The organism is Nitrosomonas communis (assembly GCF_900114745.1).
In the GTDB taxonomy this organism is placed as follows: Bacteria; Pseudomonadota; Gammaproteobacteria; order Burkholderiales; family Nitrosomonadaceae; genus Nitrosomonas; species Nitrosomonas communis_A.
Genome location: NZ_FOUB01000013.1, coordinates 26,475 through 43,753 on the forward strand (window position 1 = coordinate 26,475; position 17,279 = coordinate 43,753).

General features: G+C 43.0%; 15 protein-coding genes. 12 read left to right on the top strand and 3 right to left on the bottom strand.

All coding sequences use genetic code 11. The annotated features are described in order from the left end of the window. Positions 1 to 18 precede the first annotated feature (18 nt). From BM122_RS07065 to BM122_RS07115, 11 genes are all read left to right on the top strand, one after another. Positions 19 to 2,361, top strand: a complete 2,343-nt coding sequence (locus tag BM122_RS07065) for a motility hub landmark protein FimV (protein WP_074904711.1) — start codon at positions 19 to 21, stop codon at positions 2,359 to 2,361. 314 nt (positions 2,362 to 2,675) lie between these two features. Further along, positions 2,676 to 3,491, top strand: coding sequence for a tRNA pseudouridine(38-40) synthase TruA (gene truA / locus BM122_RS07070; protein ID WP_074904713.1), 816 nt, complete (start codon positions 2,676 to 2,678; stop codon positions 3,489 to 3,491). 192 nt (positions 3,492 to 3,683) lie between these two features. Then, complete coding sequence (locus BM122_RS07075; RefSeq protein ID WP_074904715.1) at positions 3,684 to 4,310, top strand: phosphoribosylanthranilate isomerase; 627 nt, start codon at positions 3,684 to 3,686, stop codon at positions 4,308 to 4,310. Beyond that, positions 4,297 to 5,496: a tryptophan synthase subunit beta gene (trpB, locus tag BM122_RS07080; protein ID WP_218152022.1), complete on the top strand. Its 1,200-nt coding sequence runs from the start codon at positions 4,297 to 4,299 to the stop codon at positions 5,494 to 5,496. The genes BM122_RS07075 and trpB overlap by 14 nt, the downstream gene beginning before the upstream one ends. Before the next feature lie 109 nt (positions 5,497 to 5,605). Then, positions 5,606 to 6,448 (top strand): tryptophan synthase subunit alpha, encoded by an 843-nt coding sequence (gene trpA / locus BM122_RS07085; RefSeq protein WP_074904717.1) that lies wholly within the window; start codon positions 5,606 to 5,608, stop codon positions 6,446 to 6,448. Then, the gene (gene accD, locus BM122_RS07090) at positions 6,445 to 7,341 is read left to right on the top strand and encodes an acetyl-CoA carboxylase, carboxyltransferase subunit beta (RefSeq protein ID WP_074904719.1); all 897 of its coding nucleotides are present in this window, start codon (positions 6,445 to 6,447) and stop codon (positions 7,339 to 7,341) included. The genes trpA and accD overlap by 4 nt, the downstream gene beginning before the upstream one ends. A gap of 99 nt (positions 7,342 to 7,440) precedes the next feature. Beyond that, a complete protein-coding gene (gene folC, locus BM122_RS07095; RefSeq protein WP_074904721.1) occupies positions 7,441 to 8,733 on the top strand; it encodes a bifunctional tetrahydrofolate synthase/dihydrofolate synthase in 1,293 nt (430 codons plus the stop codon). Between the two features lie 28 nt (positions 8,734 to 8,761). Next, positions 8,762 to 9,514, top strand: a complete 753-nt coding sequence (locus BM122_RS07100; protein WP_074904724.1) for an SPOR domain-containing protein — start codon at positions 8,762 to 8,764, stop codon at positions 9,512 to 9,514. 36 nt (positions 9,515 to 9,550) lie between these two features. Next, complete coding sequence (locus BM122_RS07105; protein ID WP_074904727.1) at positions 9,551 to 10,045, top strand: CvpA family protein; 495 nt, start codon at positions 9,551 to 9,553, stop codon at positions 10,043 to 10,045. Positions 10,046 to 10,180: 135 nt separating this feature from the next. Next, positions 10,181 to 11,704 carry an amidophosphoribosyltransferase gene (purF, locus tag BM122_RS07110; RefSeq protein ID WP_074904729.1) on the top strand — a complete coding sequence of 508 codons (1,524 nt, stop codon included), beginning with the start codon at positions 10,181 to 10,183 and terminating at the stop codon, positions 11,702 to 11,704. An 82-nt stretch (positions 11,705 to 11,786) separates the two neighbouring features. Further along, positions 11,787 to 12,965: an O-succinylhomoserine sulfhydrylase gene (locus tag BM122_RS07115; protein ID WP_074904731.1), complete on the top strand. Its 1,179-nt coding sequence runs from the start codon at positions 11,787 to 11,789 to the stop codon at positions 12,963 to 12,965. 7 nt (positions 12,966 to 12,972) lie between these two features. Here BM122_RS07115 and BM122_RS07120 read toward each other — a convergent pair whose 3' ends face one another. After that, positions 12,973 to 13,464: a peptidylprolyl isomerase gene (locus tag BM122_RS07120; protein WP_074904733.1), complete on the bottom strand. Its 492-nt coding sequence runs from the start codon at positions 13,462 to 13,464 to the stop codon at positions 12,973 to 12,975. 17 nt (positions 13,465 to 13,481) lie between these two features. Then, the gene (locus tag BM122_RS07125) at positions 13,482 to 14,057 is read right to left on the bottom strand and encodes a peptidylprolyl isomerase (protein ID WP_074904735.1); all 576 of its coding nucleotides are present in this window, start codon (positions 14,055 to 14,057) and stop codon (positions 13,482 to 13,484) included. 195 nt (positions 14,058 to 14,252) lie between these two features. On the opposite strand from BM122_RS07125, the gene cysS reads away from it, so the two are divergent. Continuing rightward, a complete protein-coding gene (cysS, locus tag BM122_RS07130; RefSeq protein WP_074904737.1) occupies positions 14,253 to 15,629 on the top strand; it encodes a cysteine--tRNA ligase in 1,377 nt (458 codons plus the stop codon). 59 nt (positions 15,630 to 15,688) lie between these two features. On the opposite strand, the gene BM122_RS07135 is transcribed toward cysS, so the two are convergent. After that, positions 15,689 to 17,239: a bifunctional ADP-dependent NAD(P)H-hydrate dehydratase/NAD(P)H-hydrate epimerase gene (locus tag BM122_RS07135; RefSeq protein WP_074904739.1), complete on the bottom strand. Its 1,551-nt coding sequence runs from the start codon at positions 17,237 to 17,239 to the stop codon at positions 15,689 to 15,691. Between the last annotated feature and the right edge of the window lie 40 nt (positions 17,240 to 17,279).

Sequence of the window (17,279 nt, forward strand, 5' to 3'; positions counted from 1 at the left end):
AAATGAAAGGATATCTCTGTGAATAATATTTATTTCAGGGTATGTTGGTTAATACTTTTATTTATATTTCCATGGTTGGCTTATACGGCTGGTTTGGGGAAATTAACTCATAGTTCATTTCTAGGACAACCATTTAAAGCGGAGATAGAGCTCGTTTCTATAGAAAAAGATGAGATACCATCTTTAACTGCGCGTCTGGCCTCACCTGAAGTTTTTCATCAGGCAGGCGTGACTTATGCGCCTTATCATTCTTCCTTGAGTGTTTCCATAGAGAAACGCGTCAATGGCCAACCTTATATTCAAATTACTTCGCCGCAATTAGTCGATGAACCATTCGTGAATTTACTGATAGAGCTTAACGGATCATCTGGGCGTTTATTGCGTGAGTATACTGTTTTGCTTGATCCAGCCGACACGCAAACAGCCACACCAGTTAATCAAGTAATCCAGCATACGCCTGATTTGCCCAAAACTGCCTTCACAACTGCTGAAGTGATTCAGCCACAAATTAAGACTGGGCAGAAGCCAATAACTCACCGAGCAACCTCATCGACCTCAAATAAGCAGGGAAGGATGATTTATGGCCCTGTTGTGCGAGGAGAAACGTTGACCAGAATTGCTAAGAAAGTTACACCTGAAGGCGTTGATCTTAATCAAATGTTGGTCGCACTTTATCAGGCAAATCAGAATGCTTTTTTGGGGAAAAATATGAATTTGCTGAAAGTCGGGGCAATTCTGCGTATTCCTAATCAAAATGAAGTTTTAACTATTAGTCAGGTCGAAGTAAGTCGTGAGATTGGATCTCAAGCTGCAAACTGGCATGTTAACCGCCAAAAACTGGCTGATGCAGCGATGGGTTTCTCATCAAAGCCAAAGGCAGAAGTAAAAACATCCGCAGCGAGAAGGATATCTGCGACTGTTCCAGAAGAGAACTCTGTAGTTAAAAAGACACTACCTGAAGAAGTTTTGATACTTTCAAAGGGTGAACAACTGGAAAGTCATCAGACTGAAAGTCTTAATGGGGAAAAAAATAGTGCTGGGCAAGATTATTTACGAATGATGGAAGAAGATGCCATCGCCAAAGATCGTGCTTTGACAGAGGCCAATGAGCGAGTTGCTTTATTGGAGCAGAATATTGAAAGATTGCAACGTTTGCTCGAGATTAAAGGCGCAGGCATGACAGATGCTCAAACCCAGGCAGTGCCAGCGTTAACACCGACACTGGTTGAACCAGCCGCAACCGAAACAACGCATAATGATTCAAGAGATATAACGCCAATACATGATATAAATCGCTTGGAACCCTCTGAAACGGCCGTATCTGAGCCATCTGCCAAACAAACTGTTAACCAAGTTTTAGTTCCTCATTCTTCTGAATCAATAGAGGCTACTTTATTAGATCAAATTGTGGGCTTTGTTTCAGATGATTTGGAGTTAGCAGGGGGAGTGCTTATAGTTTTGCTCACAAGTTGGCTGAGTATATCTATGCTTCGCCGAAGTAGGGGGAGAGGTCATAACATGGATGATGATGTTTTTGACTATCCCGAAGAAGCTACAAAGAGCAACGTGAAAGCGTCACACAAGGCAAAATCAGCTTCAACGGAGACAATGATATTGGATGAGATGCAGGCTGCTAGAAAAAAAGAAATGACTTCTGAATTTCCTCAAAATCCTAAATTTTTAAAATCAGAAGAATTGAAAGGCAATTTATCTGAATCTGCTTCTGGGTTCTTTTTTGGCAAAAACTTAAGTGAAGGCTTTGTCATTGATCGGGATACCGGTTCAAATCATGATCATGTCAAAATTGAACTTGATCCATCAGAAGATATCTCTGCTAAACAGGATTCTGAAACTAAATTTGATTTGGAAAATATTAACCATAACTCTACGTTTACCTCAATAGACCGCCTCCAAAATGCGAATGAGGCAGAAATGTTTGGTACAAAAAAGCAGTCTATATCCAGCCATGAGTTGGCTATGAATCTTGAAATGAAACCAACGGATAAAAAGGACCCTTCTTATTCAGATAATCTAAAATCTTCCAACTCAATGGCATCGTTAGATAAAGGGGAATCTTTATCAGTGCAAGGAAATACTCAATTATCTAAACTCAATCTGGCTTTGGCTGATATCAAGCTGGATATGAAGGACGAGCTTGGAAAGGCGATTGAGAATGGAGTAACGCATGATAAAGATAAAAGTACATCATGGAATGAAGCTGCTGTGAAAATTGATTTGGCTAAGGCTTATCTGGAAATGGAGGATAAAGAAGTTGCCAGAAGGATTTTGGAGGAAGTCGTGCATGACGGCAATCAGGAGCAGCAAGCTGTGGCAAAATCATTGCTAGAAGATTTGAAATAGTTATTCATTCAATCTAGATTGCTTAGTTGATTGCTCGCGTTGGTGTAATATTATGAATATTATAGCCTTTCTTGTAAATTTCATTCTTATCTCCCGGATCTTTCCGTTCCGGTGTGAATTTTGCGATTTTACAAACATATGGCTGGGTTGCAGATCCGTGAAATGGAATGACCATTGCGCATTATTACGTCTTGTCCTGCGCTCGCAAAACTACCCATTCCATCCCATTCAGCTGAGGAATCTAAGATAAAACTTCAAAGTAATGTGGTTGTGATCCCTGAAAGACACATTGGTATTGTGATTGTTATATTCTTGTGAGAGTAGCCTTAATTCTGGAATATAGCGGGGAGCGATATCATGGTTGGCAAAGCCAGCCTGCTTGCATCTCAATTCAGAGTGAGCTGGAGACTGCAATATCCAGAATTGCAAATTGTCGAGTTGGGGTCGTTGCAGCGGGTAGGACAGACGCGGGCGTTCATGCACTATATCAAGTGATTCATTTTCAAACACCTATCTGGAGACCTATGAGTGCATGGGTGCGAGGGGTTAATGCACTCTTACCTGATGATATAGCAGTATTGTGGGCCGCAGAGGTGGATGAGACATTTCATGCACGTTATTGCGCTATCGAACGGCGTTATCTTTATTATTTGCTGAACCATCCCATTCGGCCTGGGGTATCCCAAAGGAAAGTGGGGTGGTTTCATAAGCCGCTAGAGCTTGAGAAAATGCAACAGGCGGCAGCCATGTTATTGGGTGAGCATGATTTTAGTGCTTTTCGTACTGCCGAGTGTCAAGCGAAAGATCCGGTACGAAACTTAACCATGCTAGAAATTACGCAAAATGATCATTTTTTTATTTTCGAATTCCGTGCTAATGGCTTTTTACATCACATGGTGCGTAATATTGTCAGTAGCTTAGTATATATTGGTCATGGTAAATATCCTCCTGGATGGATGCAGCTATTGTTACAAAATCGTGATCGAACCCTTGCTGCACCAACATTTTCTCCTTATGGGTTATACTTAGCGGGGATTAGCTATGATGCCAAATGGAATTTGCCTCCTTTCAATCAATCGCCCCTTGCAACTATTATGCTAAATGCAAATAGGTCTCTGATAAAAGTATAGAATTTGCTTGAGATATCAAGGATAATCAACTTATGTAGATAAATCATGCCATTTCTAAATTAAACCTGATTTTGTCGGTTTCTCCTTGTCGTATTATTTATACTGTCTGCAGCTCGCCTTCGCGCCATGGTTGGTTTGGAAATGGAATAAGAGATAGATATATTTATATATTATTAAGGGAGTGAGTATTTTGTGTCGGTCCGTGTAAAGATTTGTGGTATAACACGTGTTGAAGATGCACTCGTGGCGGCGCAATACGGGGCAGATGCTATTGGATTTGTTTTCTGGCGCCAAAGCGCACGTTCTATTTCGCCTGCCCAGGCACGTGAGATTGTATTGCGTTTGCCGCCTTTCGTGAATGTAGTAGGTGTTTATGTTGATCCGTCTCCAGAATGGGTAGAGGAAACTTCCATCACAGCTGGACTGAGTTTACTCCAGTTTCATGGGGAAGAGACGCCTGAGTTCTGTAATCAATTTAAATTGCCTTATATTAAAGCTTTGCGTGTCAGGAGAGAGATGGATTTGTTACAATACGCAGAGCTTTACCAGAATGCCAAAGGATTATTATTGGATGCTTATACGGCAGGAATGCCAGGTGGAACTGGTCAGGTGTTTGATTGGAGTTTGATTCCAACAGATTTTCCTCTGCCACTCGTGCTTTCAGGCGGCCTTAATTCTGATAATGTAGTGAATGCGATTAGGCAAGTTCGGCCATGGGCCGTCGATGTATCCAGTGGAGTAGAGGCCACAAAAGGCATTAAGGATGTGAATAAAATTTCTGCTTTTATGCAAGGAGTCAAGAATTGTGAAGATTTATGATCTTCCTGATAAACACGGACATTTTGGTCCGTATGGTGGTACATTTGTAGCAGAAACACTCATTGCGGCACTGGATGAATTACTTGCTCAGTATCGGCATTTTCGAGATGAGGCCGATTTTCAGGCGGAATTCACTCATGAACTTAAGCATTACGTCGGACGACCTAGCCCGATTTACCATGCCAAGCGCTGGTCAACTCATGTTGGTGGCGCCCAAATCTTGCTTAAGCGGGAAGATCTGAATCACACAGGTGCCCATAAGATAAACAATACTGTAGGACAAGCATTGTTAGCAAAACGCATGGGTAAAACTCGAGTAATTGCTGAAACAGGTGCGGGTCAACATGGTGTGGCAAGTGCGACAGTTGCTGCGCGTTATGGCATGGAGTGCATCGTTTATATGGGCTCGGAGGATGTGAAACGTCAGGCAACCAATGTTTATCGAATGAAATTGCTGGGTGCGACAGTTATACCGGTTGAGTCTGGTTCCCGTACGCTTAAGGACGCATTAAATGAAGCGATGCGAGATTGGGTGACCAATGTTGAAAATACTTATTACATTATTGGCACGGTTGCAGGCCCACATCCCTATCCAATGATGGTACGAGATTTTCAAGCTGTCATTGGACGAGAAGCCAGAGTGCAAATGGAAGAGGAATATGGGCGCCAACCCGATGCATTGATTGCCTGTGTAGGAGGCGGATCAAATGCTATTGGCTTATTTTATCCTTATATAGAGGATAACAATGTGCGCATGATAGGTGTAGAAGCTGCAGGTAAGGGAATTAATACCCACCAGCACGCTGCCACCTTAGTGACCGGCAGACCAGGCGTCTTGCATGGTAACCGGACTTACCTGATCCAGGATGACAATGGTCAGATCATCGAAACTCACTCTATTTCTGCGGGACTGGACTATCCTGGTGTAGGTCCTGAACATGCATGGCTCAAAGACTGTGGTCGAGCCGAATATGTAGCCGTAACGGATGAGGAAGCGCTATCAGCATTTCATGCCTTATGCCGATTTGAAGGAATTATCCCGGCACTTGAATCAAGCCATGCCTTAGCTTATGCGGCTAAACTTGCTCCTGCCCTTGGGAAAGATCAATTGCTGTTAGTCAATCTATCAGGGCGGGGGGATAAAGATATGATTACTGTTGCGCAACAGTCCGGGATAGTATTGTGAATAAAATCTTCCTTAGCTTAGTAAAAACATCCGAGATCCGCAATGATAATTGCGCCTGAATCCAAAAGCAATGTTCGTTTTGCGTTGACTGACTTATATTTATTTAAAGATGAACCGTATCACATCGACTTTTTCTAACCTTAAAGCGCAAAATAAAAAAGCACTGATTCCATTTATTACTGCGGGTGATCCAGAACCGAAAATGACGGTTATGTTGATGCATGCGCTGGTGCAAGCAGGGGCCGATATTATTGAATTAGGAATACCATTTTCTGATCCGATGGCAGATGGTCCGACCATTCAGCGTTCCTCTGAAAGAGCGCTGCACTATCACGTGGGTTTAACAGATGTATTGACCATGGTGACCGAATTTAGAAAAACGAATTCAGTTACTCCCGTAATATTAATGGGTTATGCTAATCCAATCGAGGCTATGGGGCATGGCAATTTTGCGATGGCAGCCAAGAAGGCCGGAGTGGATGGTGTCTTGATTGTTGATTATCCGCCTGAGGAATGTGAAGAATGGGTGCAGCAACTACAAGATCAAAAGATCGATCCCATTTTTTTATTGTCACCGACGACACCTAAAAGACGGGTGGAAAAAGTAGCAAAGCTCGCAAAAGGTTATGTTTATTATGTGTCACTAAAAGGCGTCACAGGGGCCTCACATCTTAATTTAGTCGATGTAAGCAATAAGCTGGCAGAAGTGCGCTCACTCATTTCTATTCCTATTGGAGTTGGATTTGGGATACGAGATAGCGTGGCAGCAAGGGCAGTTGCTGAGCTAGCTGATGCAGTAGTGGTAGGGAGTCGTATTATCGAAGAAATTGAAAATTCCACTCGTTCTGCTTTGCTGGATAATGTCAATAACTTAGTAAAATCCTTACGTACAGCGCTTGATGAAGTCAACAGCACAAATTCATCTCAAATTTTGCATGCTAGCAGGCTATGAGTTGGTTCCAACGTATTATCCCGCCCAAAATCAAGCGTAAAGAAAATGGTGAAAAAAAAGCAGTGCCGGAAGGATTATGGAGTAAGTGCGCTTCTTGTGAGGCGGTATTATATTACACCGATCTGGTTAAAAATCTAGACGTTTGCCCTAAGTGCAGTTATCACAATCGTATTTCTGCTAGAAAACGAATTGATATGTTGCTGGACCCAGAGGGACGTAGTGAAATTGGAGCAGAAATAGCGCCACAGGACCCCCTCAAATTTAAAGATAGCAAGCGTTATGTTGATCGATTGACCCAAGCTAATGAGAGTACGAATGAAGATGATGCGCTTGTCGTCATGCGGGGAAGCATCAAAGCCGTGCCAGTGGTTGTGGCCGCTTTCGAGTTTGGTTTTATGGGAGGCTCCATGGGCTCGGTCGTTGGTGAACGCTTTGTCCGTGCTGTACAAGCTTGTATCGAGCAACATTTGCCTTTTATATGTTTTACAGCGAGCGGGGGGGCACGCATGCAGGAAGGATTGTTTTCGCTGATGCAGATGGCAAAGACATCGGCAGCGCTTACGCAACTCAGTAAGGAAAGATTGCCTTTTATTTCAGTTTTGACTGACCCAACTATGGGCGGTGTTTCAGCAAGTTTTGCTTTTATTGGAGATATCGTTATTGCTGAGCCGGGAGCATTGATTGGTTTTGCAGGACCACGAGTGATTGAACAAACAGTGCGCCAGACGCTTCCCGATGGTTTCCAACGAGCCGAGTTTTTACTGGAGCATGGTGCAATAGATCTTATTGTCGATCGTAGAGAAATGCGCGATAAGCTGGTCAATTTATGCACGTTATTAATGCGCATACCAGCTCCTGTATCTCAGTTAGCTGTAACTGCCTCTCATGATTAGAGAGAAGTTGGATAAGTAATTATATTAATATGCGATCTAATTAATTGATAGCCTCATCTTACTGTTATTCAACTATTTTTCATTTGTTGAAATATCTCGATGGCGGAAAAAACCGCAAAGCCTACCTCGTTAATTGATTGGCTGTTGTATCTTGAACATCTCCATCCCAAAGCTATCGATATGGGATTGGATCGAGTGAGACAAGTGAAAGATACTGCAAGCCTTATTCCGACATTTCCGCTCATAACGGTCGGAGGTACCAATGGGAAAGGTTCAACCTGTACCATGCTCGAGTCAATTCTGAGTTGTGCTGGATATCGCGTGGGATGTTATACCTCTCCGCATTTGCTGAAATATAATGAGCGCATTCGTATTGAGCAAATAGCAATTTCAGATAAGGAGCTTTGTTGTGCTTTTGATGTCATAGAGTCAGCCAGATCTCGCTGTAATATTTCTCTGACTTATTTTGAGTTTGGGACACTAGCAGCAATGTATTTGTTTGCTCAGTTAAAAGTGGATGTCGCGATTCTAGAAGTAGGATTAGGCGGACGTTTGGATGCTGTCAACGTGTTCGATGCAGATTGCGCCATATTGACTAATATTGATTTAGATCATATGGATTATCTTGGCAGCACACGGGAAGAAATCGGAATTGAAAAGGTGGGGATTTTTAGAAAGGATAAAATTGCTATCTGTGGTGAGACAAATCTTCCGGAAGGTGTACGTAAACAGATAAATACTATCGGTGCAAAATTGATTTGCATTGGTGAGGATTTTGATTATAAAGCCGACATTATTCAATGGAATTTCAAGGGACCAAGAGGTAGCTATTCTTCCTTACCTTATCCGGCTTTACGTGGAAGTTATCAACTAAAAAATGCCAGTGTCTGTTTAACTGCATTGGATATGCTCAGAGATAAACTACCGGTTACTGCAAATGACGTACGACGAGGATTGTTAGAAGTAACTTTGCCGGGTAGATTTCAGGTTTTACCAGGAAAACCGATGACAATTTTAGATGTGGCGCATAATCCTGCGGCTGCACGAGTACTAGCGGATAATCTTGGCGCTTTAGGTTTTCATCAGTATACTTATGGCGTTATTGGCATGTTAAAGGACAAGGATATCGCTTCCGTTGTGCTGGCTTTGAAAATGTGTGTGAGTACTTGGCTGGTAGCTAGTACGCATACTTCCCGTGGTGCCTCAGCTGATGAAATCATTCAAGCGCTAAAAAAAGTAGGAATAACAGATGAGGATAAGATTCATGTTTTTCCAAATGCGTCAGCAGCCTACATTTTTGCTCGTGAGCATGCGGCCGAGAATGATAGAATATGTGTCTTTGGCTCGTTTTATACAGTGAGTGCTGTATTAGGGGTATTACAGAAGAGCTAAGTTATAAATGATCAAAAGGTAACTTCAGATGGTCAAGAATATTAGTGAAGAAGAAGCATTGCTAAGGAAACGTGCGCGCAGACGTTTAGTAGGGGCGGTCACATTGGTGATTCTATCTGTGGTATTTTTACCTATGATTCTTGACAGTGAGCCTAAACAAGAGCAGCAAGAAGTTGATATTCTAATTCCGTCAGAAGATGTGGCAAGTGAATCCTTTCCGTGGATGACGCCTGGTGAACCAATCGAACATGATAGCAATGCAAGTACGAAATCGGGAGAACTCTTGCCATTTAGCGTGCCAGAATTTCCACTATCAGATGATGAATCGACGGAGGTATACAGTGCTTCACGTATTCCGATACCTTCTTCCAAACCTCGATTAAATAAACCTGCAACTCAAACTAATAAATCCTCAATTCAAGCTGCAAGACCAGAATATCCCAAGACTCAAGCTGCAAAACCAGAATCTATTCAAGCTGCAAAACCCGAACCTGTACAAACAGCAAAATTAGAACCTATGCAAACAGCAAAATCAGAGTCTCCCAAGGTTGAGGGAAAATTTGTAATACAGCTGGGCGCATTTGCTGATCCGACTAAGGCGAAGCAGCAGCAACAGAAACTTGCGGCTAGTGGCGTTGACGCTTATATTGAAACAATAAAAGTAGGTGGAAATGAAATGGTTCGTGTGCGTGTCGGCCCTTTCCCAACACGGAAGGCAGCAGAAGAGGGATATGAAAAATTAAAGAAAATGGGATTGAGTGGTGTGGTAACCAGTAGATAATTTGAACTTATTCATCTTATCGTAAAGTGATAGTAAATGACCATTTTTGATTATATAGTTTTAGGTATAGTTTCCATTTCTGTCCTTCTTAGTATGACCCGTGGTGTGGTGCGTGAAGTGCTGTCATTACTTGGCTGGATCATTGCTTTTTTCATGGCAAGCCATTATGCGGCAAATTTTGAACCACTCTTACCTCAGACCATTGAAGATGGCTCTTTGCGTATGTTGATTGTGTTTGTGATGACCTTTTTTGTGATTTTAATAGTAGTGATGGTGATTTCACTGCTGTTATCCAAATTGGTCAGTAGTGTGGGTCTTGGTTTGATCGATAGAATTCTGGGAGCGGTGTTTGGTTTTGTGCGTGGAATGTTAATTGTCTTATTTATAGTAATCGCTGCAGGTTTTACCGCTTTGCCCCAACAATCTTTCTGGCAACAAGCTTTATTGAGAGAGCCACTGGAAATGATAGCGACACAAGCGATTCAGTGGTTGCCACAAAATCTCAAAGAGTATATAAGTTTTAATAAATGATCGGTACGGATTGCTGGGATGAAATAAATCAATCTATTGATCAGAGAAATACATCTATTTGGAGCCTTTCAGATTCATTATGAAGAGCTTATTTTCTTTTTTTTGTAGTTCAACAGGCTTATTCCGAGGTTAAATATGTGTGGAATTCTCGGTGTAGTTGCTCAATCGCCAGTCAATCAAATACTTTATGATGGTTTGTTAATGTTACAGCACCGTGGGCAGGATGCGGCTGGTATTGTGACAGCGCAGGAAAACACTTTCCATATGCATAAGGGATTGGGTATGGTCAGAGATGTTTTCCGCACGCGTAACATGCGTGCTCTACCAGGTAATATGGGGATTGCTCATGTACGCTATCCAACCGCTGGTTCTGCAGAATCGACAGCTGAAGCACAGCCATTTTATGTCAATTCACCCTTTGGGATTGTATTGGGGCATAACGGTAATTTGACTAATGCAGCAGAGCTTGATAAGCAATTATTTCAATCTGATCGACGTCATGTCAATACGCATTCTGATTCAGAAGTGCTACTGAATGTGTTGGCGCATGAATTACAGGAATGTGCATCGAGCTATCAGTTAGATCCTGCTACCATTTTTGCTGCAGTTTCTGGTGTACATCGCCGTTGTCAAGGTGCCTACGCAGTGATCGCAATGATTGCTGGCTCTGGCTTACTGGCTTTTCGTGACCCCTATGGTATTCGCCCCTTGGTTTTTGGTAAAGTAGAAACAGATCATGGGATAGAGTATATGGTGGCATCCGAAAGTGTGGCCCTCGATACACTAGGCTTCAAACTGATTCGTGATGTTGCACCAGGGGAAGCAATTTTTATTGATGATAAAAGTAATTTCTATAGTAAACAGTGCGCAGTTAACCCTGATCTTAATCCATGTATATTTGAGTATGTTTATCTGGCACGCCCGGATTCAATCATGGATGGTATTTCCGTATACGAAAGTCGGCTCAATATGGGGAGCAGTCTCGCGGATAAAATAAAAGAAACGATGCAGCACCTTGATATTGATGTCGTAATTCCCATCCCAGAATCAAGCCGCCCAAGTGCCCTGCAACTCGCTAATTGTCTTGGTATCAATTTTCGTGAAGGGTTTGTTAAAAATCGTTATATCGGTAGAACCTTTATTATGCCGGGTCAGCAACATCGACGTAGGTCAGTACGCCAGAAGCTCAATGCAATCAGTATTGAGTTTCGTGGTAAGAATGTATTGTTGGTAGATGATTCAATCGTCAGAGGAACGACCAGCCGAGAGATCGTACAAATGGCGCAAGAAGCGGGGGCACACAAGGTCTATTTCGCATCAGCAGCACCTCCCGTTCGCTTCCCGAATGTTTATGGGATTGATATGCCGACCCGGCAAGAATTAATTGCAACCGGCCGTGATAATGATGAGATTTGTCGCGAGATTGGGGCTGATGGTCTTGTCTACCAAGATCTTGAGTCTCTCAAAAATGCGATATCATCGGTAGATTCGCTCGTAAAGAATTTTGAGACTTCTTGCTTTGATGGAAATTATATAACCAAGGATGTTACCCAAGAATATTTAGCCCGCATTGAGTCGCAGCGTAATTCTGGTTTAAAAGTATCACGATCTAATAAATATAGTACTCAGCTTGATCTGGGGCTGGTATTGACGGATTAATAGAAAAACTGACTGAGCATGATCACTAGGATCATTGCTTCCGGATAACAAGCAAGCAGATTAAATTTGGAGAAAAACCGGGATGTTGGATGATTTAGAGCCAGAAACGTTAGCGCTTCATACAGGTATTCATCGCAGCCAATTCAATGAGCACTCTGAGGCGATGTATCTTACTTCCAGCTTTGTTTTTGAAAGTGCTGCTCAGGCAGCTGCACGTTTCTCAGGCGAAGAATCAGGAAATATTTACTCGCGTTTTACAAATCCTACTGTCACGGCCATGCAAGAGCGACTTGCTGCATTGGAAGGAGCTGAAGCATGCGTAGCGACATCTTCCGGTATGTCAGCCATACTTGCTTGTGTGATGGGATTACTGTCAGCCGGAGACCATATTATTGCCTCGCGTAGTTTATTCGGTGCAACGGTTAGTCTCTTTTCCAATATTCTCAATCGCTTCAACATTCAAACGACTTTTGTGTCTGCTACTGATATTGATGAATGGCGCTCGGCAGTCAAGGTGAATACAAAGCTGTTATTTCTGGAAACGCCTTCCAATCCATTGACTGAGATCTCAGATATCTCGGCATTGTCAGCAGTTGCCAAGCAAGCGAATGCATGGCTGGTGGTAGATAATTGTTTTTGTACGCCTATATTGCAGAAACCTTTGGAGTTGGGTGCTGATCTAGTGATCCATTCTGCAACTAAGTACCTGGACGGTCAGGGCAGAGTGCTCGGTGGAGCGGTGCTGGGTAAACATGATTTACTGATGGACGGCGGTATTTTTAGTTTTCTACGTACAGCCGGACCCACATTGAGTGCATTTAATGCATGGGTTATTCTGAAAGGACTGGAGACTCTCAAAATCAGAATGGATACACATTGTGCGCATGCCATTGAAATTGCGCACTGGTTAGAAAAGCAAAAGAACGTATCGCGTGTTTTTTATCCGGGATTGTCATCTCATCCACAGTATGAACTGGCCAAGCTTCAGCAAACAGCTGGAGGAGGTATTGTCACCTTTGAAGTAGAAGGCGGAAAAGAAGCTGCATGGCGCGTCATAGATAGTACGAGATTAATTTCGATCACGGCTAATCTTGGTGATACCAAGAGCACATTGACCCATCCTGCTACAACTACACATGGCCGAATCAGCCAGGAAGCGCGTGATGCAGCAGGAATTACTGGTGGGTTATTGCGTATTGCTGTAGGTCTCGAATCCCCGCAAGATATCAAAGCAGATCTCGCGCGAGGGTTATTATCTTGATCTGAACTTAGCAGATTTCAGCTTTTGTAATGATGACATCTTCCAATGGCACATTCTGGTGCCCAGCATTATTACCTGTTTTTACTTTCTTGATTTTATCAACGATATCCTTTCCTTCGACTACTTTACCAAAGACACAATAGCCAAAAGCCTGAGTGGTAGGGGCAGTATAGTTAAGGAAATTATTATCGTTAACGTTAATAAAAAACTGAGAGGTGGCTGAATCCACATCGGATGTCCTTGCCATGGCAATAGTATAGGCATCATTTTTAAGACCATTAGCAGCTTCATTCTTGATAGGAGCAAGTGTCTTTTTTTGTTTCATACCTGGCTCATAGCCACCACCCTGGATCATAAACCCATCTATGACGCGATGAAATAATGTATTGTCATAGTGTCCACTATTAACATAATGCAGGAAATTTTGAGCGGTAATGGGTGCTTTGTCGCTATCAAGCTCTATTCCAATGACACCATAATTCGTATGTAACTTTATCATGTTTATTCCTAAGTGAGTTAATGATCAGGGGAATCTGCGAGACGTTCGATAGATTCGATAACGATAGTATTTCTCGGAACATCGCTTACAAAAATTCCCTTTGGTCCTGTCGGTGTCGTTGCTATTTTATTGACGACTTCCATACCTTCAGTCACTTTGCCGAATACCGTATAGCCATATCCTTGTATGGTTGGGGCAGTATGATTGAGAAATGAATTATTCGCAACATTGATAAAGAATTGGGCGGTTGCTGAGTGCGGATTATTGGTTCTTGCCATAGCGATTGTGCCAACTTCATTTTTTAATCCGTTAGTAGCCTCATTCTCAATAGGTTGTTTTGTTGGTTTCTGGATGAGCGATTGATCGAATCCTCCTCCTTGGATCATAAAGTTTGCGATAACACGATGAAATACCGTGCCATTATAAAAATCTTCATTGACGTAATTTAAAAAATTCTCTACCGTTTTAGGCGCTTTCTCAGGATAGAGTTCCACGGTGATTGGGCCGAGATTGGTATTTATTCTGATTTTTGGCGGAGCAGCAAAAAGTGTTGTACTGATTATCAGTAACATAACAGTGAGAAATCGGGTCATGATGTAATTCCTATTCAATGAGTGCATGCGCCGGTTCAAAAAGAAATCCTTTCCTTGTGTTACAATTCCACGGTTTTGCTATGAGGTAAGATGGAGCTTTATCTTTTATATTAAGGATAAAATTCTATAATTGACGAATTTTACCAAGAAGATCGCTCCCCCCACAATCATTCATTCGCTTATTTATTCACTGCGATGCTTAAAATTTATAATACCCTAACTCGTAAAAAAGAGAAATTTATCCCTATTAAACCTAGTGAAGTCAGAATGTATGTGTGCGGGATGACAGTTTATGATTACTGTCATTTGGGTCATGCTCGTGTTTTGGTAGTTTTTGATACGGTTGTGCGCTGGCTAGAAGTAACTGGTTTCAAGGTAACCTATGTGCGTAATATCACTGATATTGACGATAAAATCATAAAACGTGCGCAAGAAAATGGTGAATCTATCGATACCTTGACCAAATGTTTTATCGATGCCATGTATGAAGATGCAGCGAGGTTGGGCGTGGCTCAACCTACGCACGAACCTCGTGCTACTCAATGTATCGAGGACATGATTCGCATGATACTTATCCTCGTTCAGAAGGGGTTTGCGTATGTTGCAGGGAATGGAGATGTATTTTATTCAGTTCATCAATTCCCTCATTATGGAAAACTTTCTGGCAAATCACTCGAAGATCTACGTGCGGGTGAACGTGTAGAAATTGATCTCAATAAAAAAGATCCATTGGACTTCGTGCTATGGAAAGCTGCAAAAACTGGCGAACCTTGCTGGGACTCTCCTTGGGGGAAAGGACGGCCGGGCTGGCATATTGAATGTTCAGCGATGAGTGAGCATTATCTGGGTGAACACTTTGATATTCATGGTGGTGGCCAGGATCTACAATTTCCGCATCATGAGAATGAAATAGCGCAAAGCGAAGGTGCGCACGATCATCCTTATGTTAACTATTGGATGCATAATGGCTTTGTACGTGTTGATAACGAAAAGATGTCCAAATCATTGGGTAACTTTTTTACAGTACGGGAAGTTCTCGCGCGCTATCAACCGGAAGTTGTACGTTTCTTCATTTTACGTGCGCATTATCGTAGCCCCCTCAATTATTCAGATGAGCATCTAAATGATGCCAAGAATGCGCTTGATCGGCTTTATATCGCTTTGAAAGAGTATAACTTGCCATCAACCGAAATAAACTGGGATGAGCCGTATGCTGAACGATTCAAGGCAGCGATGAACGACGATTTCAATACAGCCGAAGCTATCGCTGTTCTGTTTGATCTTGCCGGCGAGATCAATAGAACGAGTAATTCTCAGCTCGCAATCTTGCTCAAAGCATTAGGTGGCGCCTTAGGTTTGTTGCAACAGAATCCGCAAGCTTATCTCCAAAATTTACCTTCAGCAGAAAAAAATTTATTTTCTCAGCAGGCGATTGAACAAATGATCCAGCAGCGTTTGGAAGCGCGGAAGAACCGAGATTTTGTTCAAGCTGACAATATCCGTAAACAACTGGCAGCAGCAGGCATTATTCTGGAAGATAGTGTGCAGGGGACAACCTGGCGTCGTCAGTAATACCTTTTACGTGAAAATATGAGATTTTGTTTTTTTCAATTCGCACGGAAATTAAATGATCAATAAATGCTATGCGCATGAGAATATCTGAAGCGAGCATGATGACCATATACCCATTGATTCAAGAGATGGCGAGCTGAATCAATAATTTCCGATGCTGTCATCCCTATCGGACCAGCCAGGGTTTCAAGCAAGGCATCCGCTGCTGCACCATGCAGATAAACAGCCAGTAGCAATGCGTTCTCTGAAGTTAGCCCCTGAGCGAGTAGCGCGCCTGTCATGCCGGAAAGCACATCACCTGTTCCCGCGCTGCTTAAGCCGGGGTTGCCGCTGGCATTTAAATAACAATGACCGTTTGGAAATGCACAGATGCTTCCTGCCCCTTTCAGCACAACTGAACAATTGAAATTCCTGGCTAGATCCTCTGCTGCTTTCATACGATGGTTCTGAACAGTGGCGATATCGGTACCGAGCAGCCGTGCTGCTTCAGCAGCATGTGGCGTGAGAAGGGATGGCGCATGGCGGGTACGTAATACGCTCGCGAGCTCAGAATGGTGTGCAATCAGATTAAGGGCGTCTGCATCCAAAACCAGGGGTAAAGAAGAAGTCTGCAAAATCTTTTCCAGGCATAGACAGGCCGAAATTTCCTTTCCGAGTCCCGGGCCCACGACCAGACAAGTGAGGTGATCGAGCTCGAATAGCTCGTCCACTGGACGCAGCATGAGTTCTGGCTGTGCTGGGTCGACAGTTGACGGTTGATTGGCTAGCAAACCAAGATATACTCTCCCGGCCCCTAATTTAAGTGCGCCTGAGCCTGCTAATAGTGCCGCCCCGATCATGCCTGATGCTCCTCCTATGATCCCCACGCTGCCAAAGGCGCCTTTATGGCTGTTAGCCGGGCGAGGAGCAGGCAATAATGTTTTTATCAGGGTTTCATCCATTAACCATGATTGCGGGCTTTTCATAGAGATTGCGTCGAGATCCAGATCGCATAAAATGATTTCTCCGGCATATTCGCAGCCATCATGGGTCACAAGGCCTGGCTTCAGGCCAATGAAAGTAGCCGTAATCGTTGCTTTGATGGCAGTACTCGGTGCGGTTCCGTTATCTGCATTGAGACCACTCGGAATATCGAGCGCAAGTACTGGTAAATTCATATTGTTAACGGCTTCGATCAGAAGCTGATAATTTTCATCTAATGGAGATTTTGCAGGGTTTAGGCCAATGCCGAATAATCCGTCGATGATGACATGCCATGAACCGGAAGAGGGGATGTCGTGATAAAGCTCTCCGCCCATACTCAGCCAGTTTTGTAAAGCCTGCTTGGCATCGTGCGATAATTTGGAGGGTTCACCAGTGAAAATGGTGGTGACCTGAAAACCCCATGTGCGCAAATAGCGTGCTGTGACAAAGGCATCTCCTCCATTATTGCCCGGTCCAGCTAGTACCAGGATTTTATTTTTATCGTCACTGAGCAGTTTATCTTTGGTGATATGAGCGGCCGCTAATCCAGCTTTTTCCATGAGATTTGGAGGATTAGGTCGAGCGACAGCAAGCTGTTCGATTTCACGAATGTCAGCGGTGGAATAGAGAGGAATCGGGTTATTCATCTGATTGTGTGTCTTCTCGTGTAAAATAATTATTCTTAAT